At 57.2% G+C, this 26,089-nt stretch carries 27 protein-coding genes and 3 pseudogenes; 13 read left to right on the top strand and 17 right to left on the bottom strand.

The features are described 5' to 3' along the window. Nucleotides 1–8: 8 nt before the first annotated feature. Both C934_RS0123785 and C934_RS35270 read left to right on the top strand, forming a co-directional pair. Nucleotides 9–572: a dual specificity protein phosphatase family protein gene (locus C934_RS0123785; RefSeq protein WP_018859083.1), complete on the top strand. Its 564-nt coding sequence runs from the start codon at nucleotides 9–11 to the stop codon at nucleotides 570–572. A gap of 347 nt (nucleotides 573–919) precedes the next feature. Continuing rightward, nucleotides 920–1,375: a hypothetical protein gene (locus tag C934_RS35270; protein ID WP_198011834.1), complete on the top strand. Its 456-nt coding sequence runs from the start codon at nucleotides 920–922 to the stop codon at nucleotides 1,373–1,375. 298 nt (nucleotides 1,376–1,673) lie between these two features. Here C934_RS35270 and C934_RS0123770 read toward each other — a convergent pair whose 3' ends face one another. From C934_RS0123770 to speB, 9 genes are all read right to left on the bottom strand, one after another. Next, a complete protein-coding gene (locus tag C934_RS0123770; RefSeq protein WP_018859080.1) occupies nucleotides 1,674–2,423 on the bottom strand; it encodes a methyltransferase family protein in 750 nt (249 codons plus the stop codon). Between the two features lie 11 nt (nucleotides 2,424–2,434). Further along, nucleotides 2,435–3,196, bottom strand: coding sequence for a carboxy-S-adenosyl-L-methionine synthase CmoA (gene cmoA / locus C934_RS0123765; protein WP_018859079.1), 762 nt, complete (start codon nucleotides 3,194–3,196; stop codon nucleotides 2,435–2,437). Nucleotides 3,197–3,289: 93 nt separating this feature from the next. After that, the gene (locus C934_RS0123760) at nucleotides 3,290–4,003 is read right to left on the bottom strand and encodes a phosphatase PAP2 family protein (RefSeq protein ID WP_018859078.1); all 714 of its coding nucleotides are present in this window, start codon (nucleotides 4,001–4,003) and stop codon (nucleotides 3,290–3,292) included. Continuing rightward, nucleotides 4,000–4,353, bottom strand: a complete 354-nt coding sequence (locus C934_RS0123755; protein ID WP_018859077.1) for a response regulator — start codon at nucleotides 4,351–4,353, stop codon at nucleotides 4,000–4,002. Before C934_RS0123755 ends, C934_RS0123760 begins: the two co-directional genes overlap by 4 nt. 47 nt (nucleotides 4,354–4,400) lie before the next feature. Next, nucleotides 4,401–6,032, bottom strand: coding sequence for a phosphoethanolamine transferase (locus C934_RS0123750; protein WP_051085614.1), 1,632 nt, complete (start codon nucleotides 6,030–6,032; stop codon nucleotides 4,401–4,403). A gap of 407 nt (nucleotides 6,033–6,439) precedes the next feature. Further along, nucleotides 6,440–7,087: an amino acid ABC transporter permease gene (locus tag C934_RS0123745; protein WP_018859075.1), complete on the bottom strand. Its 648-nt coding sequence runs from the start codon at nucleotides 7,085–7,087 to the stop codon at nucleotides 6,440–6,442. Continuing rightward, entirely contained in the window at nucleotides 7,084–7,752 is a 669-nt protein-coding gene (locus tag C934_RS0123740; RefSeq protein ID WP_018859074.1) for an amino acid ABC transporter permease, read from the bottom strand. Before C934_RS0123740 ends, C934_RS0123745 begins: the two co-directional genes overlap by 4 nt. A gap of 36 nt (nucleotides 7,753–7,788) precedes the next feature. Beyond that, complete coding sequence (locus C934_RS0123735) at nucleotides 7,789–8,574, bottom strand: transporter substrate-binding domain-containing protein (protein WP_026372030.1); 786 nt, start codon at nucleotides 8,572–8,574, stop codon at nucleotides 7,789–7,791. Between the two features lie 57 nt (nucleotides 8,575–8,631). Next, nucleotides 8,632–9,693 (bottom strand): agmatinase, encoded by a 1,062-nt coding sequence (gene speB / locus C934_RS0123730; RefSeq protein ID WP_018859072.1) that lies wholly within the window; start codon nucleotides 9,691–9,693, stop codon nucleotides 8,632–8,634. A gap of 299 nt (nucleotides 9,694–9,992) precedes the next feature. On the opposite strand from speB, the gene C934_RS0123725 reads away from it, so the two are divergent. The 5 genes and pseudogenes from C934_RS0123725 (at nucleotide 9,993) to C934_RS32430 (ending at nucleotide 14,340) form a co-directional block, all read left to right on the top strand. Continuing rightward, nucleotides 9,993–10,853, top strand: coding sequence for a LysR family transcriptional regulator (locus C934_RS0123725; protein WP_018859071.1), 861 nt, complete (start codon nucleotides 9,993–9,995; stop codon nucleotides 10,851–10,853). A gap of 95 nt (nucleotides 10,854–10,948) precedes the next feature. After that, nucleotides 10,949–11,308, top strand: coding sequence for a Rid family hydrolase (locus C934_RS0123720; RefSeq protein ID WP_018859070.1), 360 nt, complete (start codon nucleotides 10,949–10,951; stop codon nucleotides 11,306–11,308). Between the two features lie 1,162 nt (nucleotides 11,309–12,470). Continuing rightward, nucleotides 12,471–12,943, top strand: a pseudogene (locus C934_RS32435) (nucleoside deaminase). A gap of 466 nt (nucleotides 12,944–13,409) precedes the next feature. Further along, nucleotides 13,410–13,697, top strand: a complete 288-nt coding sequence (locus tag C934_RS0123700; RefSeq protein ID WP_018859069.1) for a hypothetical protein — start codon at nucleotides 13,410–13,412, stop codon at nucleotides 13,695–13,697. A 397-nt stretch (nucleotides 13,698–14,094) separates the two neighbouring features. Next, nucleotides 14,095–14,340, top strand: a complete 246-nt coding sequence (locus tag C934_RS32430; protein ID WP_018859068.1) for a hypothetical protein — start codon at nucleotides 14,095–14,097, stop codon at nucleotides 14,338–14,340. A 73-nt stretch (nucleotides 14,341–14,413) separates the two neighbouring features. On the opposite strand, the gene C934_RS0123685 is transcribed toward C934_RS32430, so the two are convergent. Together C934_RS0123685 and C934_RS0123680 are read right to left on the bottom strand one after the other, a co-directional pair. Next, nucleotides 14,414–14,857, bottom strand: coding sequence for a YybH family protein (locus C934_RS0123685; protein ID WP_018859067.1), 444 nt, complete (start codon nucleotides 14,855–14,857; stop codon nucleotides 14,414–14,416). 443 nt (nucleotides 14,858–15,300) lie between these two features. After that, complete coding sequence (locus C934_RS0123680) at nucleotides 15,301–16,239, bottom strand: MBL fold metallo-hydrolase (RefSeq protein ID WP_018859066.1); 939 nt, start codon at nucleotides 16,237–16,239, stop codon at nucleotides 15,301–15,303. 322 nt (nucleotides 16,240–16,561) lie between these two features. On the opposite strand from C934_RS0123680, the gene C934_RS0123675 reads away from it, so the two are divergent. The 3 genes and pseudogenes from C934_RS0123675 to C934_RS0123665 all read left to right on the top strand — a co-directional run. Further along, the gene (locus tag C934_RS0123675; RefSeq protein ID WP_018859065.1) at nucleotides 16,562–16,981 is read left to right on the top strand and encodes a cupin domain-containing protein; all 420 of its coding nucleotides are present in this window, start codon (nucleotides 16,562–16,564) and stop codon (nucleotides 16,979–16,981) included. A gap of 82 nt (nucleotides 16,982–17,063) precedes the next feature. Further along, nucleotides 17,064–17,821: pseudogene (locus C934_RS32425) on the top strand (SDR family oxidoreductase). A gap of 49 nt (nucleotides 17,822–17,870) precedes the next feature. Beyond that, a pseudogene (locus tag C934_RS0123665) lies at nucleotides 17,871–18,148 on the top strand (EmrB/QacA family drug resistance transporter); the annotation flags it as partial. Between the two features lie 20 nt (nucleotides 18,149–18,168). Here C934_RS0123665 and C934_RS0123660 read toward each other — a convergent pair. Continuing rightward, entirely contained in the window at nucleotides 18,169–18,612 is a 444-nt protein-coding gene (locus tag C934_RS0123660; protein WP_018859063.1) for a RidA family protein, read from the bottom strand. A gap of 45 nt (nucleotides 18,613–18,657) precedes the next feature. Then, nucleotides 18,658–19,182: an ATP-binding protein gene (locus C934_RS35265; RefSeq protein WP_198011833.1), complete on the bottom strand. Its 525-nt coding sequence runs from the start codon at nucleotides 19,180–19,182 to the stop codon at nucleotides 18,658–18,660. Between the two features lie 280 nt (nucleotides 19,183–19,462). On the opposite strand from C934_RS35265, the gene C934_RS0123650 reads away from it, so the two are divergent. Further along, nucleotides 19,463–20,941 (top strand): PAS domain-containing sensor histidine kinase, encoded by a 1,479-nt coding sequence (locus tag C934_RS0123650; protein WP_018859061.1) that lies wholly within the window; start codon nucleotides 19,463–19,465, stop codon nucleotides 20,939–20,941. On the opposite strand, the gene C934_RS0123645 is transcribed toward C934_RS0123650, so the two are convergent. Beyond that, nucleotides 20,913–22,142, bottom strand: a complete 1,230-nt coding sequence (locus C934_RS0123645) for an MFS transporter (protein WP_018859060.1) — start codon at nucleotides 22,140–22,142, stop codon at nucleotides 20,913–20,915. The genes C934_RS0123650 and C934_RS0123645 overlap by 29 nt on opposite strands. 865 nt (nucleotides 22,143–23,007) lie before the next feature. Between C934_RS0123645 and C934_RS0123640 the strand changes: the two genes are divergently transcribed. Further along, a complete protein-coding gene (locus tag C934_RS0123640; RefSeq protein WP_018859059.1) occupies nucleotides 23,008–23,439 on the top strand; it encodes a hypothetical protein in 432 nt (143 codons plus the stop codon). Between the two features lie 620 nt (nucleotides 23,440–24,059). On the opposite strand, the gene C934_RS35260 is transcribed toward C934_RS0123640, so the two are convergent. The 3 genes from C934_RS35260 to C934_RS0123620 all read right to left on the bottom strand — a co-directional run bounded on the left by C934_RS35260 (nucleotide 24,060) and on the right by C934_RS0123620 (nucleotide 25,537). Further along, nucleotides 24,060–24,212 carry a hypothetical protein gene (locus C934_RS35260; protein WP_018859058.1) on the bottom strand — a complete coding sequence of 51 codons (153 nt, stop codon included), beginning with the start codon at nucleotides 24,210–24,212 and terminating at the stop codon, nucleotides 24,060–24,062. A 54-nt stretch (nucleotides 24,213–24,266) separates the two neighbouring features. After that, complete coding sequence (locus C934_RS0123625) at nucleotides 24,267–25,136, bottom strand: DUF1236 domain-containing protein (protein ID WP_018859057.1); 870 nt, start codon at nucleotides 25,134–25,136, stop codon at nucleotides 24,267–24,269. 113 nt (nucleotides 25,137–25,249) lie between these two features. Further along, on the bottom strand, nucleotides 25,250–25,537 hold the full coding sequence (locus tag C934_RS0123620; RefSeq protein ID WP_018859056.1) for a DUF1236 domain-containing protein: 288 nt from the start codon (nucleotides 25,535–25,537) through the stop codon (nucleotides 25,250–25,252). Nucleotides 25,538–25,731: 194 nt separating this feature from the next. Here C934_RS0123620 and C934_RS0123615 point away from each other — a divergent pair, with 194 nt between their 5' ends. Next, a complete protein-coding gene (locus C934_RS0123615) occupies nucleotides 25,732–25,989 on the top strand; it encodes a hypothetical protein (RefSeq protein WP_026372024.1) in 258 nt (85 codons plus the stop codon). Nucleotides 25,990–26,089 lie beyond the last annotated feature (100 nt).

The raw sequence follows: 26,089 nt of genomic DNA, 5'->3' as shown, positions 1-26,089 counted from the left end.
GAACATTGATGTCAAAACGTACTTCGGTGATTTTCGCTTGCCTGATTGCTGTGGGAACGGCGGTGGGTTGCTATCCGCTTTATCTTCAACTTTCCGGCAATTTCCACACAGTGGTTGAAGGGCAATGGTATCGCTCGGCTCAACCAACTCCCCGGCAACTTGAGAGGTATGTCTCCAGCCACGATATCAAATCGATCATCAATTTGCGTGCGAGTGGCGACAAGGGAACATGGTATTCCGCGGAACTCGCGACCGCGGGCAAACTTGGCGTCGAGCATGTTGACTACCCGATGTCGGCCTCCCAGGTTCTCACACCTGAGCAGGCCGACCGTCTTGTGGCACTCATGGCAAGCCTTCCGAAGCCTATCCTGATTCACTGCCAGGCAGGTGCAGATCGTACGGGACTTGCTTCAGCACTGTACGTCAGTCGGATAGCTGGGCGCGACGAAGAAGCCGCCGAGCGGCAGCTATCTTACTATTTTGGCCATGTGGGTATCCCTCGTCTTTCGGCAGCATATGCCATGGATAAGAGCTGGGAAAATCTGGAAGTTCACTTCGGGCTAAGGGGTTAGGCTGGATTTTTCGGCCGACTCGCCAATCCATCCGTCTTGCACAGTGCGACGGGTGCCGTCCTCGAAGATCGGCGAACTCTGCCCCGGCGGTGGCGATCTCTTAGGACTAGAAGCTCAAAGGGTTTTGGCCGGCCGAAACATGGTCGCCTGTCGTGGCACCCGCCATCGCTTCAGAGGGACTCCGGTTCGCATCGAGATGACGCCCACCAACCGCCTGACCCATATAACCGTTTCAGGAACGTCACTTTCCGGGAAATGGCCGACATTTCGAACTGCACGCAGAAGATACGCCGACCGCATAGAACGGCATCACACCAGAAGCGACGCGCCATGATCGTTCATTCTACTTGGCGGCCGCCAAGGGGCAGGCCAGGTCGCCGCATATAGTGACTTTGGACTCTCCGCCTAGGCCGTCCATTCCGGACAACGGGCCGAGCGAAATCGCGATCGTAGCCGAATTTGAAGAATGTCCGCAACAACCTTCACCTCGTCTACTGCAGGGCCGTCAGGGCGAGGTTCGCGCGCTGGAGTCGATGCTGCATATGCTGATCCACCAGTCAATCAGCCGAAGCCTCGCCCGTCCCGATTTCGCGGATTTCGAGACCAGGGCTGCAGCTTGCATCACCGACAACCACAGCTTTCTCTTCAAGAACACGTCGTCGGCCTGGCACGGAGCTACAGCACTTACCTTTCCCGACGACAGCTACCGCCGCCTCTTAAACATCATTTTTGAAATGCCGAGACGCTCCGCGGGGCCCAAGCTGGTCAATCGTGCACGCGGGTTGTTCAAGCTATCAGGCTAGTAGCACCACACTGGGCACTTATACGTTCCTCCGCATTCTGGCTGCCCCGAAGCGCTCAGTTACCGTCACCCAGGGGGTTACCATATGTGGAAGCCGTTCACGACAGAACGCCCGGCAGGCAGACAATCCTCGGCGTCGTCGGCTCGTCGGTGAAAACCGGCAGCAGGCCAGTCGATACGATCTTCAAGATCGCCCAGTGCGAGGACACTCTCCCGCGCCCCCCAAAAACTCAAAACCGAACTCCAGAACCTTAGCCAGCCCTGCAGTTCGGCCCGAGGAAACTCGCGCGAAAGAGATTTCAGCGTGCCGCTTTCAGCTCGTCAAAGACACCCATTTTCTTCATCGAGCTCACCAGACCAGTAAGTACAATCACCGCAATGAAAAGCCCGACAAGCACCATCGCATAAGAGAGCTCCTGATCCGATATGGAATCTGCCGCCACCCTGTAGAACTCGGTAGCCAACAGCGCGATCAGCGTAGACGACATCGTCGAGTAGTCCTTGGCAATAACGCGCCTGAAATTGAATGCCATTCCTTCCGTGGATGCCGAGAATGCACTCAGCTTGAGCCCCCACCTGGGGACGTCCCGGCAGTACGCGCTGTAGGCCTCCCCGAACTTGTCAGCCAAGAACTCTTCTTCGGCGTAAATGATGCACTGGTAGATAAACCCGAACAACAAGCATCCGACGGCAACGACCACTGGATTGCCGTGGAACAGGAAGAGCCCGGAGTAAATGAGCATGTTCCCAACGTACAACGGGTTGCGGCAAACACCGAACATGCCTTCCGTGACCAGGTCCTTGGCATAGACCCGCTTATTCAGGCCGCCACGCTTGATATAGGCATAACCGATCACGGTTGCGCGCAGTATCAAACCCGCGGATACGATGAGCAGTGCGGCGGCATCTTTCCACTGTTGGAGCGTCGCACTGCCCAGAACCGTCGCGGCCGGCGGTACAGCAACAAACAATACGACGATGATGAGCGGAAACGCCTGGTTTCGATACTTGAAAAAGAAATTCCCGATCGACAGCATGAGATCCTTCATGGCTTCTTGTCTCACTTGACCGCGACGATGCCGCAGAAATTATACCAACGGAAGAACACTTCGGTGCTCTTGAAGCCCACCTCTTTGAGCAATTGGGTGTTCTCCTCGAGGCGGTAAGGGATGAGAACGTTTTCCAACGCCTCCCGCTTCTTTGATATTTCGATCGAGGAATACCCGTTACGCCGCTTGAAGTCGTAATAATGGTCGATGAAGAGCCTGTTGAAGGTCGTGTCCTCGCTGGTCAACTTCTCGATCAGCAGCAAGCATCCGTGTTCGTTAAGACCGTCGTAGATCGTTTTCATGACCCGCTCGCGAAAGAGCGGCCGTACAAATTGCAAAGTTAACAACATCGTCACGACGCTGGCGTTTTCCACGGAGAAGCCGCGGTGAAGGTCGCCTGTGACGAGCTCGATAGATCGGTTTGTTCCCGAGTCCTCGATCTTCTCGGCAGCTTTTTTGAGCATCTCCGGGGCGTTGTCGATACCGACGAAGTCCACGTGGTTGTCGACGACGTGGTCGAGTGCGAGGAGCGTCGTGGCCGTCGAGCAACCAATGTCGTAGAGGTTGGACTGAGGCTGAGCAAAATCCCGGGCCAACTCGCAAACCATCCGCTGCATTTCCCCGTAGAACGGGACCGAGCGGCTGACCATGTCATCGAATACGTTCGCGACGGTGGAATTGAACGAGAAGTCCGCAACTGAATCGCGTTCGTCGGCAAACACCTCGTCGCGCGAATTCGTATGCAAGACAAGACGGTTAGACGGGTCGGTCATATCCGCTCCACATGTATATCAATGTTATATGGGCGCGCTTTCTTCCCCAAAGCACACCCGGCGCGCCACGATTTGGTCACAGTAATCTGACGGCTACCTGAAAGCGTCTCCGTCAGATCGATGGCGGAAAAACCGCCTGAAAGTGAGCCAGCACGCGAACGTCCAAAGGGAGCCCGCGCACCACCCGAAGAGGACATCAGTTGGATAATGTACGCCGAGGTAAATTCGGCTGACGCCTATCGTGCAGATAAGTGTGCCAGCGACCATGAATATATATGCTTTCTGGGCTGGCGCAGACAGAAATCGGGAGGCGACAATTGCCAGTGCCAGATAGGTTGCCGCCGAAACCATCGCGTGACCGCTTGGAAAACTGGCATCGCCGACCGCCGCCAAATGGGTGACGACGTCTGGGCGGGGCCGCGCCGCCCATAGCTTCAGAGTATTGCTGGAAAGCCAGCCGCCCGCAAGCGCAACACAAAGGAACAGCGCTTCGACGGGCCGGCGTGAAACCAGCAGGAGACCGATAGTGGCCAGCGTGATGAACAGAAGAACGGCAACGCCACCGAGGCTCGTGAAGTTCACCATCGTCGTTGTTATCCACGCAGGTCCGAGCGGCAGGGCAACATCGTCAGCGTGCCTCAACGCAAGCAGGAACGCCTGATCCCAAGCCAGCGTATCGCCCTCACCTACCTCGACCGAGAAGTAGAAGAGAACCGCGAGAGCCAATAGGAGTAACGCGAAGGGTATAGCCCTATAGGCAATTTTCGAGCTCAATCGCGCACGCGCATTGCCGATCGCGCGCCTCATTGCTTGACCAGCCTCATCCGTACCGAAAGCTCGTCAAGGTCGAAAGGTTTGACGAGGAAATCGTCCGCCCCTCCCTCAATTCCCGCCAGTCGATCGCTGTATTGGTCCTGTGCCGTCATAATGATAACCGGGGTCTTGTCATCTCCCCTACGAATGTCCCGCAGAAGAGACAGGCCATTGCCGTCCGGCAGGCGCAGGTCGAGAAGCACCAGGTCATACTTCTTCGATGTGAGCCGACAGGCAGCGTCCTTGAGGTTCACACACCAATCAACGCGATGCCCATCGGCCACCACATGGGCCGATATCGCGTCTCCGATGTTGATGTTGTCCTCGACGACAAGCACGTTCACAGGATCGCGCTCCTATCTGTTGTGTTGCTGTCGCGTGGAAGCGATGTTCACGAATTTCGACTCCTGCACTTTGCGAATACGTCGAGCCGCTTGTCGTAAACCGACGTCTCCACGTTCATCATACCGAGCACGCTGTGGAACAGGTTGTCGTGAGACGTCGCGGCAAGTGCATCTCTTCGGAGGCAAGCCGTGTCCAGATCCATCGACTTACTGAAGTCGTTGTCAAACCACGTTAGGAACGGCACATGTGTCTGCTGCGAGGGAGCAAACATATACGGTGTTCCATGAAGGTAGAGCCCCTTCTCGCCGAGGGACTCCCCATGATCGGACATGTAGATCAGGCCCGTCGCCATCTTGCCCGAACGGGACTTGAGGCGGTCGATGACGGTCGCGATGAAGTCGTCCGTATAGAGGATCGAATTGTCATAGGCATTGACGATCTCTCCGGTCGAACACTTGCCAAGCAACGGGGTACGGCAGTCGGGAACGAACCTACCTTGATGTTCGGGATATCGTAGATAGTAAGCGGGTCCGTGGCTGCCCAGCTGATGGAGTACCAGAACGCTATCGCCTTTGACATGATCCAACCAGCCATCAAGCTTGTCCAGGAAGATGCCGTCCAGGCACTCGCCTCCCTGGCAGAATTGCGGATCTTTCGAATTCGCCAAGTCGAGGTATTGGACACGATCAGCAACGCCCTTACTGCCCGTATTGTTGTCGAACCAGGCAACGCCAATTCCTGCATGAGCCAGCACGTCTAAAAGTGATTCATTCGCCATAGCCTTTGCGTGGGTGAAATCCGCACGAGTGAACCGCGAAAACATGCAGGGAATGGAGGTCGCGGTAGCCGTGCCGCAGCTGGTTGTATTTGGAAAATAGATGACGTTCGCGGCCTTGAGGCGCGGATTGGTTTCGCGCGGATATCCACCAAGCGAAAAATTCTCCGCGCGCGCAGTCTCGCCGGCGACAATTATCGTAACCCGCGGCTTGTTGATAGGCGGTTCGGGAGGCCTGACCGTAGCGTCGGCACCGACTGGCTGAACCACAATCGATGCCTCTTTCCCTGCGTTCAAGAAGTAACGAACCGTGCTGACAATCGGCGTGACGGGATTGAAGCTCTTTGTGATGTCCCGCCGTTCTCTGACGGTAGCGGTATACTCCCTCGAATAGGTCACGCCACAGATTCCGAAGATCGCGAGTGAGGCGGTGATTGCTGTCAGGTTCCAGATAACCTTTCTCAGGAACGGGCGGTGATCAATCTTTGCCCAGCCGATCACAAGAGATGGCACGATCCCGAAGATCGCAACGTGAACAATGAATTCGAACGTGATCAGGTGTTGCGCTTCCGCAGGCGTTGTCTCCATCGCGTTGCGGATCATGTCACTGTCGATAACCGCCCCAAACGTGTCTGTGAAATAGGACGCCACGGCGGCGACGACGATCAAGAAGATCAAAAACGGCTTGATGAGGTACTTGGTCGAAAATGGAGTAATTACAGCAATGAACAGCGCCGACAACGCGAGGTACAACGCCCATAGCGAACCGCTTCCGCTTCCGAGATAGTCAGTTGCCTTCCTCCAGAACGTGTTGTTGCAGAATAGTAGGATGTAGCAGCTTGTCAGTACGCAGAGCGGGATGCTTCCAATCCTCGGCCGCAGCGAGCTCACATGTGCAGGCATGTTCGTCAATTTTACCTCTCCGATGCAGAACACCCGTTTTGGAGAGAGTTGCTGACAGTTACCTGAAATCGGAAGAGATGAAGGTGATCCAACGGTCGCGGCTGCCGTCACTGGAGCCCTTTGCGTCGCTCAACGGCAATGTCGCCAAGGGGATGAAACGGACACAAATGGCCCCTGCACCAGGAATTGGCTGACGGCGACGCCTTCGCCCGTCATAAATGCCTTGCGATAGGTTCGATAAGGCGAGGAGCTTCCTCGGCGATCGCCAAGATGATGCCTGAATTGAGCGTGGAGGCAAAGTCAAGGCCGGCAAAGTAGAGGCCCGGCAGGAAGCCCAGCTAACGGATGGTCTCAATCTATGGCTGGTGCGATGCAGGAAATCCGTAAGATCTCTCCCTAACCCGTTATCAACGAATTGGGGCGCCTCTCTCGAGCTTTCGCGCGTACTCAGTCAACGGATAGCACAGGGCAAAGAAGATTGCAGCAACGAGGCCGTAAACCTTGAAGGGCTCGAACGTGGCGTTGTTGATCGCATTTGCTGTCCTCATCAGTTCCTCAAAGCCGAGAATGGACGTCAGGGCGGTGCTCTTGATCAGCTGCACCAGAAACCCGACGGTCGGCGCGCGAGTTATCCGGAACGCCTGTGGTAGGATGATAAGCCGAAGTTCCTGCAGGCGGTGCAGACCAAGGCTTGCGCCCGCGTCCCACTGGCCACGTGGAAGTGCCTCGACGCCGCTCCGCCAAATCTCGGCCAGATAGGCACTGGCATAAAGCGTCAGCCCGCACACCGCCGCAGTCCACGGCTCAATCCGGAAGCCCAACATGGGCAATCCGAAGAACATCAGGAATAGCTGCATGAGCAGAGGAGTTCCCTGGAAAAGCGCTATGTAGCCTGACGCAAGCCGCCGTGGCCAAAAGGATTGCGATATCCGAGCAAAGAGGATTGCTATGCCGACAGTTGCCCCGCCGACAAATGCGGCGATCGACAAGAGAACTGTCCAACGCGTCGCGAAGGCAAGATTGCGCAATATATCCCAGAACGTGAACTCGATCATGATATTCCCGCTCCAAGAAACCGACGACCGCCAGCGATCAGAAACCGCCTGAGGCTCGCCGACATGGCAAGATAGATCATCGTTACGACCAGATAAGTCTCAAATGAACGAAAAGTGCGGGCCTGCAAAAGGTCGGCCTCCTGCGCCAGTTCTCGGACGGAAATCTGTGAGACCACGGCTGATTCCAGCATCATGATGACGATCTGGCTTGTCAGGGCCGGGAAGATAACCTTTAGCGCCTGGGGCAAGACGACTTTAAAAAACACGTGTCTCGGCTTCAGCCCCAGCGCGAGGGCAGCTTCGCTTTGACCTTTCGGGATCGCATCCAGGCCGGCGCCGATGACCTCGGTCGTGTAGGCCGCCATGTTGAGGGTCATGGCGAGGATTGCCGCTGTTACAGGATCGAGATGGATTCCAATGCTTGGAAGGCCAAAGAAGATGAAGAACAGCTGGACGAGAAACGGCGTGTTTCGGATCACTTCAACATAGATGCCAACTGCCCGGCGCAACCAGCCGAACCGACCTCTTCGCGCAGCAGCACCGAAGACACTTAGCACCGTCCCGAAGACGGTGGTGCAGGCAATCAGGAAAAGCGTCATGCCCGCACCATATGCGAGCGCTCCTGCACCGCCCCAGAGCCAGTCGAAGCCAAGGCTATAGGACATCGCCAATCCTTTCACGGCGAGGAGCACTCATTTCGATCAATCCTTGAGATTTTCAGGGTTGAGTGGCGTCTTCAACCAGGCCTTCGAGCTTGCGTCGAGTTTCCCCTCGGAGATCATCTTGGCAACTACGTCATTGACGGTGCTCTTGAGACCCTCCTCGCCCTTGCGGAGGGCGATGTGCGAAGGCGACGTCAAGAGCTGGAACTTTTGCTCGGGTTTCAACGCGTCCTGGCGTGCAAGGACCTGCGCTCCAACATCGTTTCCGACCACCATCAACTCGGTCTGACCAGAAATGAAGGCCTGTATGACCGAATTGTAGTTTTCGAAGCGCTGGATCGTTGCCGATGCCGGTGCTGCAGCCGTCAACGAGGTGTCTTCGAGCGTGCCGCGGTTAACCGCAATCGTCTTGTCGGCAAGGTCATCCTTGCCTTTGATCGAGACAGCTGCCGGGCCTATGACCGCGATGTAGTACGGGGCGTAGGCAGCAGCAAAATCGATGACCTCAGCACGCTCCTTGGAAAAGCCGACGCTCATCAGAATATCGACGCGCTTGTCGTTCAGATAGGCAATTCGGTTTTGTCCGGTTACGCTTACGAGGTTGAGCTTCACACCAAGACTGTCGGCAATGCTCTGGGCGACATCGACATCATATCCCTTGAGGCTCATGTCGGCGCTGGCCGACGAGAATGGAGGGAAATCAGAGAAAATGCCGACACTGATTTGGCCGGCGGCCTTGATGTCGGCGAGGTCGTCGGCATGTGCCGACAGCCCGACCAGAGTGAATGCGGCAGCAGCGGCGATGGCTCTTCCTAGTTTGCTCATATTCATTTTATGTTCCCTTTTTCTTGGTTCTGGATTTTGACGACAGGTCCGACTGTTTCAAGCGGCCCGCTTGCGTGCGGACGGACTGAGCATGGCAAGGCAAAGCAATTCGAACAGCACCTGTGCTGCTATCTGGGCAGTATTGGTAGTCGCGTCATACTGCGGAGCAACCTCCACCACGTCGCCGCCGACGAGATTAACACCTCGGAAACCGCGCAGCATGGCGAGAACTTCTCTCGGAAGCAATCCACCAACCTCCGGTGTTCCGGTTCCCGGCGCAAAGGCGGGATCCAGGCTGTCGACATCAAAACTGATATATGTCGGGCCGGAACCGACAACCTCGAGGGCGCGCGCGATGACGGCCTTGATCCCCATCTCAGCGACTTCCTCGGCGTGTATAACCGTCATGCCTGAAGCGAAAGAGAATTCCCAGAGGTATTCGGCTCCGCCTCGAATGCCGATCTGGATCGTTCTCTTGGGGTCGAGGACACCGGCGAGGACAGCTTCCCGGAACGGTGCGCCGTGATGGAACTTGGATCCCTCATATGGCCCGGCCGTATCACAATGGGCATCGATGTGGATCATTCCAACGGGAGTACGGCTTGCAAATCCCTTGAGGATCGCGCCGGAAATGGAATGGTCTCCCCCCACGGACAAGGGGATCACTCCGGTATTTGCGACCATGCGGTAGCAGGCCTCGATGTCGGCGTGGCAACCGGCGAGATCAAAGCGGCTTCTCATCGGAACGTCACCGACATCAGCGACCTTGAGCTTGCCCATCGGCGCGACCCGAAGAACATGCTCGTAGGGTCCGACACGTTCGATCGCCCGGACAGCCCTCGGACCCAACCGTGATCCGGCTCGATTGGTTACGCCAAGGTCCATTGGCACGCCGATAAGAGCTACATCAAGGGCCTCCAAAACCTCCGGCCTGATGCCGTTCTCGATGAAGGACGCGCCAAGGAAGGTCGCCGGATCGGCAAACGGCCATTTGCGGCTGTCGCCATCCTTGAAGACGCTTGCCGCAACTTCGCGAAAGTGTGGGTCCTGCATTTCACCGCCGGCGGCATTGCCGAAGCGACGGCGTAGGTCCTCCAGAAAATCCTGGTCAATCGTCAAGATAAGCTCCCCCGTTTGATCCGAGATGCCATCATTCGCCGAGCCAAAAGGCTTTACAACCTTGATATTTCGTGAGGGCCTATAACGATTTCTGATACTCAAGTCGCTCCCATTGCAGCATTCAGCAGCGGGTCCGTTCAGAAAACCTTATAGGGCTGGGCGTGGGGGGCGATTATGACATTACCACGACGGCAAAGCTTCTGGCCGTTGCGCATGAACTTCAGATCGTACAATGTCCAGCTTAGCCGAAGACGGAGACCGTCGCACGGCTGGTTTAACGCAGACGAAGAACCCGCCTAATGCTTGATCTCGATTCATACTTGTTGCGGGCGTTCTTGACGGTCGCCGAAATCGGCACGGTCAATGGCGCTGCTGCCAAATTGCACCGAACTCAAGCGGCAGTGAGCATGCAGATCCGCAAGCTCGAGGAGCTCGTCGGAGTAACGCTCTTTTCCCGGTCGTCCAAGGGACTTGAGCTCACCGCTCACGGCCAGATCATGGTGGCCTACGCCCGAGAGATCGTGGTCCTTTCCGACGAGGTCGGCCGTAGGCTCACCGGAAAGATACTTCTAGGGCGCATCCGTCTCGGAGTCGTCGAGGACTTCGCCGCCAGTCGACTGATAAATATCCTTCGTGACTTCAGGGCTCAGAACCCCAAGGTCGACATCGACATAATCGTCGAGCCCAACCGGCGTCTGGCAGAGATGTTTGAAGAAGGGAAACTCGATATCGTTGTTTGCGATATCACCGTCCTCAATCGGAAACCCATCCTGATCTGGACCGAGTATCTCTCCTGGGTTGTCAGATCGGATTTCGTGGTCGACGCAAGCAGGCCGCTCCCGGTGATCATGTTTGATGAGAGCTGCCCCTGGAATGTGCGCACCATCGCGACGTTGTCGCAGCGGAACATAAAATGGAAGACGGCATGCGTTGCGTCCACGTTGGTCGCCATGGCAACGGCGGTAAGGGTCGGCATTGGTGTCGGTCCTATGCTTGAAGCCACTATCCCCGAGGGATGTCGTGCGCTGGACAAGGCCGCCGACCTACCTGGCGCAGTGCGGATCGAGATTGGATTCTATGCCCAGTCCGAGGCATCCGAGGGCGTCCGTTATCTTGTCGAGTTCGTGTCACGACACACCGCCATGGCGGACCGCCAATAACGACCCGTTATAGCCGTGAAAAATAAAACAGCCTGTTCAACTGGCGCGATGGCTGCAATCTACCGGCATGCCAAGTGAAACAAGGATACCGGCCGATGGCTATCGAGCACTCGTCCGTGGACGAGGAGGCGCCACTCCAAACAGTCCATATTATCGGCCAGATCGCCAGCTCCGCCGCGGGGGACAGCGTAAGTGCGCAGACGACCGAAATTCTTCATCGCATTGATGCCCTTCTCAAAGAGGCGGGCACCGATAGGGACGAACTGATTCAAGCAAATATCTGGCTTCGGGATCTCATGGGTTTTGACGAAATGAATGCCGTTTGGGAAGGATGGGTAGCTGCCGGCACGACACCTCGGAGAACCACTTTCGAAGATCGGACTCTGCCACGCTTGTGCGATATCCGCATAGACGTGATCGCTTGGCGGAAAACCGAAGAGTTGGCATCGCCGTGAAGCCGTTGACGGTATGCTTATTGCAGTGACAGTCGTCGCGACTTGCGCCAACGTGACAATGCTGGTCGAGGAAGCGCCTGAGAAGCGGCCAACCCCTTGCGTCCCGCTCATTCAACTCAGCAACCAGGCTGTCCACGGTGGGTACCGGCAGGCCATCGAGCGCAACAACCCGAACTGCGCCGGTCACCTGAAAAGGTGCCAATCATTGCCCCACCGCCGTTTGATGAACGTGTTCTCGAGCCATGTTGCTTTTTATCCATCGGTCGGCATGGGCAAAACGTAGATTAAAAAAAGCATCGGGACACAGTCGATACATGGGCTCAGCTGCGGACTAAATTTGCTGACTGTTCTTAATCAGTAGTCACACGCGCGTGATCGTGCGTGCCTGTAGGAACAAACGACGTGTAACGCCATTTACCTTCCATCAATGGAGGAAATGCAATGCCCTATGATCCTAATTCTGAGAAAGGCCTCGATCTTCGCACGACGCCACTTGAACGTCGTGGTGGAGCCTGGGGTCCTTGGATTGCTCTCGCCTCCATCATTCTGGTAGCCGCATTTGTATGGATCCAGTGGGGTGGCACGGCAAACGACCCAACTTCAACGGCATCCACAACGCCCCCGATTTCTCGATCCATTCCGAAGCCAGTGATTCCCGCAAGCCCGCCGGCCGCCGCTCCGGCAAATCCGTCAACCGGTACCCAGCCGTAAGGCCGCGACGATGGAATGGCCGCTTGGAACCATCGTGGCAGTTTGCTCGACCTTCACTTCAATTAAACCGTCGTCATTTTCGTCTGCCAGGAGTGGCCTTAATGGCGGTGACTTTGCCATCAGGCGATTAAAGTGAAAGCTCAAGAACAATTCAACCCGATATGACAATGGGCAAAGGAATACGCGGTTAAAGAGAGCTTGACGTGATGGGGCATCACGTCGGCATGTCTTTTACTCTCGGGGGGAGCGGAGACCAAAATCATCGACAACATGCGGCCTCGGCAACCTCTCAAGGAGAGCATGGTGGGTATCGGCACTCGTTACCCGCCCACGGTGTCGCCGATCTCGAAGCGCGGGAGGCCAAATTATCCGCCAGGATCATTAGCAGCACCTTGGAAATCCCTTCGATTCAAGGCAAATTCAAGCCGCTCTAGTGTTTGGGGAGGTTTCGATGGAGAACCACGAGCCATTTTTGCACGAGGCAATTGCACTTTCGAAATCCGCGGTGGAACACGGCGACGAACCGTTTGGGTCGCTGCTGGTCAAGGAGGGCGACATAATCCTGCGCGCTGAAAACAGTGTCTATAGCGGCCACGACATGACCAACCACGCCGAGATGAATCTGGTTAAGCTGGCGGCGAAGCACTACGATCCTGCTTTTCTCGATCACTGCACGATTTACACCAGCACGGAGCCTTGCGCGATGTGCTCGGGGGCAATTTACTGGTCGGGTATCGGGCGCATGGTGTTTGCGTCTCGGAAACGCGGCTTGGCGAGATCGCTGGGATCGGGTTGAACGTGCCGAGCCGGTCGATTTTGCAAACCGGCGCGCGCGTCGTCACCGTGGTTGGTCCGACGAACCTTCAAGACGAAGCCGCAAAAGTACATCAGGAATTCTGGCCGAAGCATCTTGGCAGGGCATAGCTTCGTTAGGTGGTCATGATCCAATGGCGCAGACGAGCCGCTTGCGGTCGATGACCCTGCGGATGACGCCAATAGTTGCGACAGTGGAAAGGTTCGCAGCTTTAAACGGCCAATTGAGAACGCGATGCGCAGCAAGGATGATGCGGCAAGCTAACAGCGGAAAGCAGACACCCATCATCGAAGCGACACGGAAATACACCGTCAAGCTGCAAATTGATGACAACGTCCTATGTGCATTTTTCAGGTTTGGGAGGCGCACTGGGAGGTTGTCACTATCATCGGTGTTTTCGGCACCTTCTATCTCGGGCACCAGTTTAGAATGGTGCTGGCTCGCGGGTGCGGTTGGAGCGATTTTTCAGGTAATCCGTCGCACGCAGGACGCCCATGCTTTCGACTGTGCACTGGGCGTGCAAAGCCAATGGATTGTGTTAGGACGACGTCTTCAAACGACAAAGGTTCCCTAAACATGATTGAGCTTACCCCATCGCAGATTGCCGCATTAAAACTCGCCAAGGACGGAGATCTATATCCGCAACCGTCGAGTAAATGGACGCACCAGAATGCAACGGTGACTTACGCGAAGTCTGACCGCTGGAAGGAACGGCCCCAGAAAGTGAAGTCCGTAACAGCTAAAACTTTGGATGAGCTAAATGGACATGGCTTCCTAGAGCGGCGGCATCTCGACGATGACGCCTCGAAAGACGTCTACGGGATCACGATGGCCGGGAAGGTCTGGCTACTTAAGAACAAGTAAGGCGCAGAGCGCCAGGCGACGACCGGTGTACCCTAGCGAGCGCGCATCACCTTGTTGAGACACCTTACGAATGCGTCCCGTCCCGAGAGGCTGCGATTGCATTCCGGCCCTGCGCATTCTCGGCCTCTGGAACCAATAACCGCGTGATTCGTTTCGGCGGATGGAACGGCAAGATATTCCGGTCTCCGCTGTTCCATTTTTCAAAACTGTAAACTGCCTAGTTGCCCCGCTTGTCAGCACTCCTGCGGGGGCACTTATTTTTGTCCCGCGCGACTGGAACATTCCCCAATTCCGGTGTTATGGCGGGTTCCTTCCCGCTGTTTCCTAGCGTCGAAACGTCCGATCTCCTCAACGGCCCCGCTCTCTCCAAGGATACCGCGATTGGAATCTGATCACGGTGGCCCGTGAAGCCGGAAAGAATAACGACATCCTCGCAGTCCTTGGCACCGTCATCGCGGTGAAGGCTTTCCGCGACGGCACCCTCCCATTTCCGGACGAAACGATGATTGCGCGTCTGACATATCTCTATAAGTCATCGCCTGAGATCGACGCCGTAATTCCGGCCGATCAAGGGACTTCGTGTTCAGCCACTACTCGCTATTCCGACAGTATCGACCAGATCATTCAATGGAGGCAGCAATGATAGCTCGCTACAATACAAGCGCGGATTGACTCCCTCGGAAAACCCGCTTGTGGAGGAGCTCCTTCTGGCTCCGTCAGGGCTTCAGATCCAGCAAAGCGCGACCGCTGCCATCCATTGCGAACGGAACAGACTCATGCTGGTGGGCAACCAACCAACGGCCATTGCGCTTCACGAGCCCGAGCGTCTGCCGGAACCAGAGATCAACGTTTGTCCCCTCCGTCTTCGTACCCGTCATATGGACCAGCCCGCTCCAAAAGGCTACGTCGACGCCGATTGTCAGCTTTGCATCCTCGACCTCGCCGCCGATCGGACCATCCCAGGTGTCGAACCACGCTTGGAGACCAGCCTTATCCTTTCCGTGATGAACGAGCGGCGGCGCCAGCGAGAACTCGACAGAATCCTCAGCGTCATAGGACAATGCATCCTTGGCGTTTCTTTCCCTGATCGCGGTCGCGCGCATCATCAACATCGCGGCAATTGCTTCATCGTCGCTGGTGGGGGCTTTTTCATCGTTCATTCTGGATCCTCCTCTTTCTCACCAAGGACGAACAAGAGTCGAGCTATCCGACACCGGCATTAAAGATTTATGGGATCGTGTGTGCGCGTCTTAGGCATGAGAGATCGAAAAGTGCAACTACAGCTACTCGTCACTCATAGCGCGGGCGGATGCGTCGGTGCACCGGTGGCGGAAGATGGCGCGTTGACGCACGTCGCAGCCAGCCCGACATAGGTATCGATCAACGTCGTCCCCGTGTCGTAGTATGTCAGAAATCGGAAAGTTGAGCGCGAGGTTGATTGTCGTTGAGGTCAAGCGCAAATCAATCATGCCCCACGAGTGCCGCCCTTGCTCCGAACAACGCCCGCTTTAGCCGCAGATCAAGCGGGCGTTACAACGAGCCGGGATCGAGCCACGAAAGCGGAATCAAACACGGCAGTTATCGAGTTAATGCGCTTCAGCCGTCAGAAATCCCACCACACCGGAACCCAGCGAAATAGATCGTTAGCCGCCGCCACTCGGCCAACAGACGGGAATGGCAAATGCGTGGAGACAAGCCACGAGCCGTTCGTCGCAAGCTCGCGCATAAGGCGAAGCCGAACGCGGGTTGCTTCCTCTGGATCGTGTTCGAAGCCGTTATGCCATTCCGGGTGTTCGAACGAAACCGGGAATATGGCGTCGCCCGCGAACATCAGTCGTTCGCCACCTGACGTCAGGCGGACAACGCTGTGTCCTGGAGTATGGCCACCCGTGCGAGTGACGACGACGCCCGGTGCTACCTCGGCCTCGTCGATAAATGTTCGAAGGTGACTGCTGTATTCACCCAAGAATTCGAGAGACGCACGCCGTGCCAGTTCCACAAGTGGCGGCGGCATCGCCGTACGAGAGAAGTCGGGTGACTTCCAGAATTCGGCTTCTGCGGACGACACGTGAACCCTCAGGTCCGTGCGCAGCCGTTCCTTCACGCCTTCAGCGAGCAATCCGCCAACGTGGTCGAAGTGCATGTGGGTGAGGACGACGTCGGTCACGGCCGCAAGATCGATTCCAGCCGCCTCCAGCCGCTGGACGAACAAGCCCGCCCGCGGGAAGTCCGGATATTCCTCCCCCAGACCGGTGTCTATCAGTATCGTCTGGCTGCCACTGCGCACGACAACAGCATTCAAAGCCCAGTCGAAAGCCTCTTTCGACAAGAACATGTCGTCCAGCCAAGCCGAACGGGTCGCTGGGTCGGCGTTGGTGGCCATTGACTCGGCCGGCGGCGTCAGCACGCCGTCGCTGATCACAAGTACGTCGATGTCGCCGACGCGCACTGCATAGCGCGAGGGGACCAGCTCGTCCCGCGGGTTACCGAGCATTGCACCGGGGATCGATGTGGTGGTCGGTCTTGCGTCTACCGTCGACATGATAGGCTCCTGATTGGGTTGTTGAGAGCTGTCGGTCATAGGTCGCGATCGGAACCCTAGATCGGGAACGAGATGTGGTCGAGGTATGCTTAGGTTTGGGGGCTCATTTGGGGCGACCGAGCGCCACGGCCTCAGTGACCATGCTTTCCTACAGAACCCACTGGCCGCCAAAGCCTTCGTCCCGCGTGATCAAAGGCAAGCGTTATCGACTGTCCTTTTCCCGACCGCGGTTACCAACCTTGGTATATCTATTCTTCCTCGTCGTAGGTCGCATACGATCCCTGCCGGTCATAGGCAGGATCAAAAGCGAAGGAGAAGCATGATGCGAAAGCTCGCGACCTTTTTGTTTTGCTCGGCCCTGATTGCAGTACCGGCCGTCGCGGCAGACAAACCTCACAACGCCAAAGTCTCCGTGGTCTTCGACCACCCCCTCCCCAACGTGCCCGGCAAGAGCATGCGCGGCGTGCTCGTCGAATATGGGCCGGGTGGGCATAACCCGTCGCATACCCATGCCAAGAGCGCATTCATCTACGCCACCGTCATCGAGGGCGAGATCAAGAGCCAGCTCAACGACGGTAAGGTGACAATCTACAAGACCGGCGAAAATTGGATCGAAGTCCCCGGCGACCACCACCAGGTCAGCGCCAATGCCAGCGATACGAAGCCTGCCAAAATTCTCGCTGTCTTCGTTGTCGACACTGGCGAAACGAAACTTACAATACCCGACGGCGCTACCGATTAGGGTTACGAGCGTGACTCTTCTCTGATCGTGGGCGGCCACATCCGAACTTTGATGTGCCGCCCCCAAAACAAGGTATGGACCCATGAAAATCGTCATCGTCGGAGGCTCCGGCCGATCGGGACGAAAGTTGCCGAGCGCCTGCGAAACGCGGGCACGAGGTAGTTCGGTCCTCTCCGTCTACTGGTGTCAACACTCCCACGGGCGAAGGTCTCGACGGCGCGCTCGCTGGCGCAAACGTCGTAATAGACGTCACAAACTCCCCCTCCTGGGAACCGAGCGCCGTGCTTTCGTTCTTCGAGACATCAACGACCAATCTGCTCAAGGCGGAGCGTGCCGCCGGAGTTCGCCACCATGTCGCGCTCTCCATCGTCGGGATCGAGCGATCTCCGGAGAACGGCTACTTCAGGGCGAAACTCGCACAGGAAGCGCTTATAAGGAAGGATGGCGCTCCCTATACGACCGTGCGGTCGACGCAGTTTCGCGAATTTCTGGGAGGCATCGCTGATAGCGCTACGGTCGACGGAGCCGTCCACGTGTCTCATGGCGCGTTCCAACCGATAGCCGCCGACGAGGTTGCAGGCTTCGTTGCGGAAGCGGCGACCGCTACCGCCGAGAACCGAACGTTAGAAATAGCCGGACCCGAGAAAAAACCGATGAGTGACTTCGTGATCGAATATCTCGCTTCCATCGGTGATAGTCGGAAGGTTCTTGTCGATCCTCAGGCGCGGTACTTCGGCACACTTGTCGATGACCGGGCACTGGTGCCGTGAGACATCGCCAAGCTCGGAACGCTCGAACTTCAGGACGCAGCACGCGCAACGCTCACAAGCCGCGGCCTGACTCAGATAAATCCGGCCGCCGGGCGCGTAAGACCGTGACCGACGGCGGCTCCAACATCCTGACGAACTCCATAAGCGCTTTCGACGAGACATTGCGTAGCCATATTGCCAAGCTGGCGGCCTACTACATGAACCACGGCGTCAGCGACCAAGCCGCTGCGACGCACAAGGCTATCGTGACCATCGCCCTCAAGGTCCCGCAGCAGGCAACCATCATGACGTTCAGCGATACGTTTTTTCTGTGGGAGCGGCGCTCGTCGCTGCATTGCTAGCGTCGCTCCTGCTGAAGAAGCCAGGCCAGCTTTCCGCGGGTGGTGGAGCACACTGAGACGCCTCGGCCGAAATAAGTCAGCCAGAGGCCAAAACTGCACGAAACGTGATTTCGATGAGCTGCTCGGGGAAGGCGAGCCGTGAAATTCCGATCAAGTTGCTGGCGCACTGCGGCTGCTCTGTCGCGTACACTTCTTTCCGGACCTTTCCGGCAACCGCGAAGGCGGCATCGACGTCCAGAACGAACAGCGTTTCCTCGACCACATCGTCAAGCGTAGCTCCGAATTTTTCGAGGAGTACAGCGGCGTTGGCGTAGGTTTGCCGCATCTGAGATTCCATATTTGAAAAATTCAAAGGACGACCGGATGCATCGGGTTTGGCAGGAGCGACGAGGTTCCCGTCGCTGTCGTGGCTGAGCTGCCCGGAAAGATAAACGATATCATTGACTTGGATCGCTTGGCAGTAGCCATAGGCCGATTCCCACGGAACTCCGAAGTTGACGGTCTTCTTAGACGGTTTCATGACATCTCCTTCTCATTTCCGGGAATTGGGCCATCGCTTAGAACACTATCTCGCTGGCCCGCCCGACAGAGGCAGGAACAGTGTTGCGCGCGTACCGATGCCCAGCTCGCTGTGAAGATGAAACCGTCCTCCGATTTCATCGGCAAAATGACCGACGATCGTCAGGCCGAGGCCCCCAAGTCCAGTAGCTTTCGTAGTGAAAAACGGCTCGACAGCACGCCGGAGGGTCTCGCGTTCCATGCCAATGCCGTTGTCGACAATGCGAAGTTCCACGGCTTTTGCCTCGGAACGATGGTTATTCGAAGCTTCGATTGAAATCGTTCCGCCCGCTGGCAATGCTTCGCGGGCGTTCGCTAGTAGTTGGATAACGGCGTCGCGAAGTCGGTCGCGCGAGCAACTCACGCGGGGAATGGCTGAGCGTGCAACGATATCCAGCATGATATCTGGACCCATCATCGTTTCGACCTCCAGCGCGATTTCCGTGAGAAGTTCGGCGACCTCGCACTCCCCCGGTTCGATGCCGGGTAAAGAAGAGATCAGGGAAGCCGAGTTGGCGGGATTGTTGTCCATCTCCATAACCTCTTTCAGGAACCTCCATATCGCGCCGCATCGAGCGACTGTGATATCCTTCGTACGGCGGGGGCGCGGCCTCAACAAGTAAACTGAAGTTGGGGTATTCTCCTTCCGAGGTTTGGTAGCGGCACACCATAGGGACGCTTTTTCATGCGGCACGGCTGGCGGATTGAAGAAGCGTTCCTTCAGCGTATAATACGCCATCCCTTCAACAAGCCGCCTGATCGCCAAACCGAGCGAAAGGTGGGCTTTAGTGTTTTTTTGACCGGAGGAGCCAATGTCTGAAGGCAAGGCGCTGTCGAGGGTTGATTTATCCGGAAGGGAGCGCGATTTTGCGCAGCTGCGTGACCTTGTGGAAGCGTTGCCTGGCCATGTGTGGTCAACGGGTTCGGCTGGCCAGTTCACCTATAGCAACCCCAGTATGCAAGAGTACTTCGCGGTCGGGTCTTCGAACGAAGAGTTTGACTGGCTGTCTCGGGTCCATCCGGACGACCGCGAGGCCGCGGCCGCCAAGTGGCGACATTCGCTGCATACTGGTGACATTTTCGAGAGCGAGCATCGTTTGCGGGGCGCAGACGGTGAATATCGATGGTTTCGTACCGAGGGACGGCCATCGAGGGACACATACCACCGGGTAACGGCGTGGCACGGTCAGAACGTAGACATCGAGGATCAAAAGGCGGAGCTGAAGGCGCGTACGCTCGAGCTATCCTTACTCGTCGATATGGTTCCAAGCCATTTGTGGCGGTTGACGCCTGACGGAACGACGACCCTGGTCAACAAGCGCATGGCCGATTTTCTCGGCCTTGATTTATCCAACGTAAGTTCTCTCGAGTCCGTTATGGACACAATTTTCCATCCGGATGACGTCGAGGCCGTTGGTACCGAGCTTACCCGCTGCCTGGCATCCGGGGACAGATTCTCAATGAGGTATCGTCTACTTCGTGCGGACGGCGCTTATCGATGGATGTCGGGTCGAGCGGAACCCTTGCGGGATCAGGACGGCAATATAGTCCAATGGTTCGGCCTATGCCACGACATCGAGGATCAGGTACAGGCGACGGCGGCGCTGCGCCGATCAGCGGAAAAGCTGGCGCAGGCAACGCAAGCTGCCAACCTGTCACAGCTTTCGGCGTCTATCGCCCACGAAATCAATCAGCCGCTTGCAGCGATCGCCGCTGACTGCGAGGCCTGCTGGCGATGGCTGTCGATCGACCCACCGAACGTGGAGAGGGGCAGGCGTGCTGCGGAACGTATCACCGCGGACGTTGGCGCGGTCACGGATGTCGTCGGTCGAATCCGCGCCCTGTTCGAGCACAGGCCCCAAACGCGAACAGTCGAGGATTTGAACCATCTGATCGACGAGGTTTTGAGTCTCATGTCGGACGAAATTGCCGCCACAACAACCCGTATCGATACTGAACTCGATCCAACGCTTCTGCAGGTTTTAGTCGACCTGATCCGGAATGGAATTCAGGCGATGGACAGCACGAACCCCTTGAGGACGTTGATGATAAAAACAGATCGAGATGGTCCCAAGGCCGTTGTCATCTCCGTTGAGGATTCCGGGAGCGGATTCAGCGATCCTGACCGCGTTTTCGAGCCGTTCTTCACGACGAAGAGCACGGGGATGGGGATGGGACTCCCGATTTGCCGCTCAATGGTGGAATCCCACGGGGGCCGTCTTTGGGTAAAAAACAACGAGACGGTGGGCGCGACTGTCGCGTTCACTTTGCCGATCGCGGTGTTCGACTAGACAGGTCTAATGCCACCGAGCTCGGCAGGTGCTCGGGAAGGTTCCGACCGTTGTAGCCGCGTCCTATTGTGTACATGGCCAGCACCCAGGCGGCAGCGATCATTGCACTGGAAACCGCCGCCAAGCCCGCATAGCCGGAAGCCCCGATCACGACACCCGCAACAACAGGACCTGCTGCAAATCCGAGGAGATTTGCAGAACCTGCCGTTGCCGCCCACCGTCCGCTGGGATCGAGCGCGGCAGCCAGGCCGAATAGATAGGGCAGCGAGAAGTAGTAAAGGACGGCCGATACAATGACCGCGATACTGTAGGCCACCGGGTCAGGCCAGAGGCAGAGCGCCAAAACGACGAGGATGTAACCAACGCAGGATCCCGTGATGGGAATTGCCCTGCCCCAGCGGACGTGAAGCACCGTGGCCGCACCTGCTCCCACCAGCCCAACGAGTGTGGACGCAGTCAGTATGTATCCGACCGCGCTGGTATCAAGGCCGACCCGTTCGCCCAGTGGTCCGCTAAAAGCGAACAGCCCGGCGGAAACGGCCACGTACAGAACGATTGCGGCAAAAAGCAAAACTCCGAGCAGAGGCTTGGTTGCGGCAACACTGGTACTGCCGTCCTTCACTGCGCGGACGCCGGGGACGAGCAAAAGTGGCGGTGCGAATGCAAGGGAAGTTGCCGCAAGGAGAGTGAAAATGCCACGGTGTGCGAACGCGGCGGTGACTTCACCTCCGACGCTGAAGAGCGCAGCGCTTCCTATCGCCCAGACGAGTTGGAAGTAGCCGAAAATCTTTTCGGGGTTCCGGGAGTGAGAAGCTACGATACTGAGCGAAATCGCGTAGAGAACCCCCTCCCCGATGCCCGCCAATCCACGCAAAAGCAAGAGCCAGCTCCATCCGGCGGCGAAGATCGATGCGCCTTGCGCAGACAGCGTTAAAACAACCGCGAATAGGCTGGTCCGTCTATAGGAAAACCGCGACAAGAACGGTGCGATCAAGATCGCCGCAGTCGCGAGAGACAGCAATTCGACGGACGCAACGAAACCCGCATCGCGCTCCGACAGCGAGAGACCGTCGATCAATCCAGCGACAACAAATGGCGACATTTGAGGGACGAGTCCGCCGATGATCTGGGCGGCTGTCGCGCCGATCACCAGAGAGGCAAAATCGCGAGATGTGGCGGCATCGCCTGAAACATCGCCCATATTCGGCGGTTCCCCGACCGCGTCTGTTGTCGGCAGGCACCCTACCCCGTCATTGGGCGGGTGTAAATTAGACGACCACACCGTTGTCAGCTCGTCGGCGTTTTCCCGATCTGCCCATCCATCACTGGTCTCTATCGCCGCCCCGAATGCCCTTTCTAAATGCGCATGCACTGGTTTCATGAATTGACCGGAGGCCTCCGATCGACTATCTCGCTGCCGCCGTGCTCATATGCCCCGAGGCGGCAATTGGAGGGTCCGGCCACCTGTGAAGGTCGGACCCTTGCTACTTGCGCCATTTCGCCATGATCCGGTCACCAGCCGATGAAGAGGGAATCGACGATGCCCCATCCAGCCATCGAGTGGAGGTGGGAGCGCCGCTACGGCCACGTCTGAGGTAGAGGCAGCCTCGACCAGCAGGAACCTGGAACAGCAGCGGAAACCACCAGCCGCGGCCAGTTGGGACTTGCGCCTGCGCGTTGACGTAGATCTGCATGGCCTCGGTCTTGATCCGCGTGCGCGCTCAGTCATGGCGCCTGCCGTGATGCCGGCTACCTGCGCCTGACTGAGCGACGGGCAGAAAACGCCAGACGTGCGAGGGCGCAGCGCGGCGAAGAACTTCGCGCGATCCATTGACTTCTCCGACTTTCAATCAGCGATGGCAGCACGTACCGCTATTGGCGTACGTGTCATCTATGGCCGGTTGTGCTCTTATGAGCACGGCCCAAATGCGGCCGACGAGACCATTGTGCCGACTATAGCCAGGTCGCTGCAACGCGACTGCCTCGGCTCTCTCGAAATAGCTTGGCCGTGAGCAGATACCGGCCCGCAATCAACTCGAGCAACATCGAACTGGAGGGTTATTTGTATGCGTACGTACGAACCATCTGAGTTTATTTCGCAGTTGGCTGCCAACGAGCTCGTTGAGCCATTTGACTTAACGCTTTATGGGCTCGTCAAAGTCGATGAAAAGGACAGCTCTGTTTTGTATTTTTCACCTGCGCGCTCGTGCGAGCAATGGATATCAATTCCCGTTTCCTTGATCTCGTCCGTATCACATATCCGCAATGTGAAATGCAAAGATCACCAGCATCCACTTGCAAAGATTACGCTCGCTGAACCCGACAAAGATAATGCCCAGGCGGTTCTTTTCATGCAGCTATTCGCTCAGGTCAAAGCGTCCGCGCCCACAAGACGAATGGCAAAGTCGAGTGCAATGACTCGCCAGGGGTGCGAAATCCTCGAATTCGACGACGTGCCTTATCTTTGCTGTGACGGAGAATGTTGGATCCTGCTGTAGAACGAGTTGACTGGGGCGCCTCGCGAGGCACGTCCATAGATTACATCGGCTAATGGCCTCCGGCGATGCCGGCCTGACACCCCCGGCAACTCGAGCACGAAATCGGCCACGTTCGGCTGTTCGCGCACACCTGGACCTTCGCCAACTCAGAATACGCGTACAGCCAAACTCCGTCCCGCCAACGAAGGCTCGCGCCTGCGCTACCCACGCCGAGACCGTTGAGGTGGCATATGATGCCAATGCTACGTCGACGTTTCGGGACATGGTGCCTTTGAAAGACTGAACAGCAGCGAGGCTATTCGTGACGTAAAAATCGGATTAGGCGGCAACGGACTGACTGCAAAGGTCGATGCTGTTCTTGACAGGCTAAAGGTCGTCGCCGCGTCACGCCCGCGCCTGTTGTTATGACGGCGGCCCCGCACTCCAACAATTCATTCGCCTAACATGCCGTTTGTCATTTTCGTCCGTGAGCAAGAGGATGCGAAACCCCAGATCACTATGATCGATCCGCAGCCCGTCCTCCGGGCACGGTGCGTGAAGGGCCTGTCGACGCAATAAGAGACCCTGAGCCTAATATGCGCAGCTGATCTTCAAGCATGACATGAGATTTTCACCGGGCGTCACGATCCTGCTGCAGCTGGCGGCACGAACACTCGCGCCGACATTGTGTGCTGCTCCGTCATCACGAGACCTCCGACGATTGCGGCCATCGCGATGAGTATGATGATCAAGGGAAATGCAATTCCGGAAGGTTTGTCTTCGTTGTAAATCATTCATAATCCTCCAGTGGCCCGACGACGCGAAAAAACGCCGCCGGGAACCGCCTGCTAGACCTCGATGACGTAGACGATCGTGAGCGCATCTGGATCGACGATGACGATCCGGCCATCCGCAAGGATGAAAAAGCGATAGCCTTGGTACGCCGGTACGATCTTCACAATTCGCGGCGGCAGCCGTTGGAGATGGACCTTCCTGGGAATTCTGGTTCCGACCGACACCATGAAGTCGACCTCCGTCACCGGCGCGACATGAACTTCCTTGATCACCTGGCGGATCTCGGTCTTCTGCTCGACCGTGACGTTCACGTTGGTCTCGGTGCTGGTCGTGTCGCTGTTCGTCGTCGTGTTGTTGTTGACGTTGGTCTCGGTCGATTTCTTGTTGGTCGTTGGTCTGTTCTGATCGGTGGACTGCTTGGCGGCATCGCCACTCGTGCCGGACGTCTTGGAATCCTGCGTTGCGTTCCCCGTGCCTGCCGCAGCGTCGCTGCTGCCAGGCTTGGCCTTCTGCTCGGCGGCGGTGCCGCCGGAGGCGTTTTTCTCACCGGTCTTGGACTTCGTTTCAGTCGAAGATTTACCGGATGCCTTTCCACTGGTGGAGGAATTGTCGTTTGTTTGCTGCGTCGTGCTCTTCTGCATGTCGGAACCTTCGCCGCTCTTTTGCTGCGAAGACTGGCCCTTACCTTGTGGACATGCGCCCGAAGCATCGGGGGTGCAGTCCCCGGTGGCGCTGGTGCCAGACTGCGACTGGTCGACCTCGGCGCCTGATTTGGTGTCGGTCGAGCTGGTGCCCGTCTGTGTTTCGGATTGCGATCCCCCTCGGGTTTTAGTGCTGTTCTGGGCCGCCGCAGGTATGGTCGCAAGCGGCGAGACGCTGAGGGAAAGGGCCGCCAGGAGCACGGCAAGATGATTGTGTTTCATGGTGTTTTCCACCCTCTTGGGCACTACATGGCATTCCGCGTCTTCGACGCGGCGCATGTGTGCCCTTTGTTTGAGGAAGGCGGTCGCCGTCTGCTATTCAGACGATGAGGCCGTTACTGAATGAGCTGGATGACTTTGCGCGACGTAGGTTCAACGATCACGCGCTCGTCGTTGACAATCGCATAGGCGTAATCCGGGTCGTCCGGAATCGGCGTTACCACGACGGTTTCCGGAAGGGGCTGGCCAACCACGATCTTTTCTTCGACGACGACCCGCGTTGTCGGAGCCGGAGCCTTCTGTACGAAGGTGATCACCTTCTCCGGTGCCACTACCGACTGCGCAAAGGCTCCGCTCGAGGCCACGAGCACCGCGGCTGCAGTTCCTACCATTTTGAGATCCATGACGTTTTCCTCCTTTGACAGCGGACAATCCCGCTGGGGATCAACCGCCAACAAAGGCCACTGTTCCACCCCCGGACTTCAGTCCCAGGGACGCAGGACCAACGTCCGAGATGCCGCAAGTCCCGATCACCCAGATGAAATCCGGAGAAAATTGGGTTGGTCTCTAACTGGCCTGCGGCGGGGTAACGGGGGTAATGCGGGCGCTTCGGGAAGACGGAGGTCCTGCCTCGAAACGGCTCGTGGTTGTCGCGCACGAACTGACCAATGAGACGCGTGCCGGGCTGGCAGAGGGGATTATCAAGGTTGTCCTTTCCCACCCTGCCCGGTTGCTTGCGGACACCCTTGTGAAGGCCACGGCGGAGGCGCTGGACACGCACCGCACGCCAATCGTCTCACGGCATATGCTGCCGTTCGAAATCTTCACCGTAGCCAATATCATATTTGATGGCTAAACAATCTGCGATCAACGCGTTTCGGATTCCAATGGGCCGAAGGTTAATCCACCGAGGACCGACACGCCTTGAGATCCACCCAGACCCCGAGCCAACGTCT

The organism is Rhizobium sp. 42MFCr.1, from assembly GCF_000377185.1.
Taxonomy (GTDB): Bacteria; Pseudomonadota; Alphaproteobacteria; order Rhizobiales; family Rhizobiaceae; genus Rhizobium; species Rhizobium altiplani.
The sequence above is the reverse complement of the archived record's forward strand: the minus strand, read 5'-3'. Positions and strand labels throughout refer to the sequence as shown.

What these genes read in the sequence shown, in the direction of transcription:
- cmoA (WP_018859079.1), bottom strand. Translation starts at nt 3,196, where the DNA reads ATGACCGACCCGTCTAACCGTCTTGTCTTGCATACGAATTCGCGCGAC.
- C934_RS0123725 (WP_018859071.1), top strand. Translation starts at nt 9,993, where the DNA reads ATGCTTGATCTCGATTCATACTTGTTGCGGGCGTTCTTGACGGTCGCC.
- C934_RS0123735 (WP_026372030.1), bottom strand. Translation starts at nt 8,574, where the DNA reads ATGAGCAAACTAGGAAGAGCCATCGCCGCTGCTGCCGCATTCACTCTG.
- C934_RS0123620 (WP_018859056.1), bottom strand. Translation starts at nt 25,537, where the DNA reads ATGGATCTCAAAATGGTAGGAACTGCAGCCGCGGTGCTCGTGGCCTCG.
- C934_RS0123770 (WP_018859080.1), bottom strand. Translation starts at nt 2,423, where the DNA reads ATGAAGGATCTCATGCTGTCGATCGGGAATTTCTTTTTCAAGTATCGA.
- C934_RS0123640 (WP_018859059.1), top strand. Translation starts at nt 23,008, where the DNA reads ATGCGTACGTACGAACCATCTGAGTTTATTTCGCAGTTGGCTGCCAAC.
- C934_RS0123785 (WP_018859083.1), top strand. Translation starts at nt 9, where the DNA reads ATGTCAAAACGTACTTCGGTGATTTTCGCTTGCCTGATTGCTGTGGGA.
- C934_RS0123625 (WP_018859057.1), bottom strand. Translation starts at nt 25,136, where the DNA reads ATGAAACACAATCATCTTGCCGTGCTCCTGGCGGCCCTTTCCCTCAGC.
- C934_RS0123680 (WP_018859066.1), bottom strand. Translation starts at nt 16,239, where the DNA reads ATGTCGACGGTAGACGCAAGACCGACCACCACATCGATCCCCGGTGCA.
- C934_RS0123720 (WP_018859070.1), top strand. Translation starts at nt 10,949, where the DNA reads ATGGCTATCGAGCACTCGTCCGTGGACGAGGAGGCGCCACTCCAAACA.
- C934_RS0123760 (WP_018859078.1), bottom strand. Translation starts at nt 4,003, where the DNA reads ATGAGGCGCGCGATCGGCAATGCGCGTGCGCGATTGAGCTCGAAAATT.
- C934_RS0123615 (WP_026372024.1), top strand. Translation starts at nt 25,732, where the DNA reads ATGCGGGCGCTTCGGGAAGACGGAGGTCCTGCCTCGAAACGGCTCGTG.
- C934_RS0123645 (WP_018859060.1), bottom strand. Translation starts at nt 22,142, where the DNA reads ATGGGCGATGTTTCAGGCGATGCCGCCACATCTCGCGATTTTGCCTCT.
- C934_RS0123685 (WP_018859067.1), bottom strand. Translation starts at nt 14,857, where the DNA reads ATGAACGATGAAAAAGCCCCCACCAGCGACGATGAAGCAATTGCCGCG.
- C934_RS0123700 (WP_018859069.1), top strand. Translation starts at nt 13,410, where the DNA reads ATGATTGAGCTTACCCCATCGCAGATTGCCGCATTAAAACTCGCCAAG.
- C934_RS35265 (WP_198011833.1), bottom strand. Translation starts at nt 19,182, where the DNA reads ATGGACAACAATCCCGCCAACTCGGCTTCCCTGATCTCTTCTTTACCC.
- C934_RS35260 (WP_018859058.1), bottom strand. Translation starts at nt 24,212, where the DNA reads ATGATTTACAACGAAGACAAACCTTCCGGAATTGCATTTCCCTTGATC.
- C934_RS0123650 (WP_018859061.1), top strand. Translation starts at nt 19,463, where the DNA reads ATGTCTGAAGGCAAGGCGCTGTCGAGGGTTGATTTATCCGGAAGGGAG.
- C934_RS0123750 (WP_051085614.1), bottom strand. Translation starts at nt 6,032, where the DNA reads ATGCCTGCACATGTGAGCTCGCTGCGGCCGAGGATTGGAAGCATCCCG.
- C934_RS0123660 (WP_018859063.1), bottom strand. Translation starts at nt 18,612, where the DNA reads ATGAAACCGTCTAAGAAGACCGTCAACTTCGGAGTTCCGTGGGAATCG.
- C934_RS0123675 (WP_018859065.1), top strand. Translation starts at nt 16,562, where the DNA reads ATGCGAAAGCTCGCGACCTTTTTGTTTTGCTCGGCCCTGATTGCAGTA.
- C934_RS0123745 (WP_018859075.1), bottom strand. Translation starts at nt 7,087, where the DNA reads ATGATCGAGTTCACGTTCTGGGATATATTGCGCAATCTTGCCTTCGCG.
- C934_RS0123740 (WP_018859074.1), bottom strand. Translation starts at nt 7,752, where the DNA reads ATGTCCTATAGCCTTGGCTTCGACTGGCTCTGGGGCGGTGCAGGAGCG.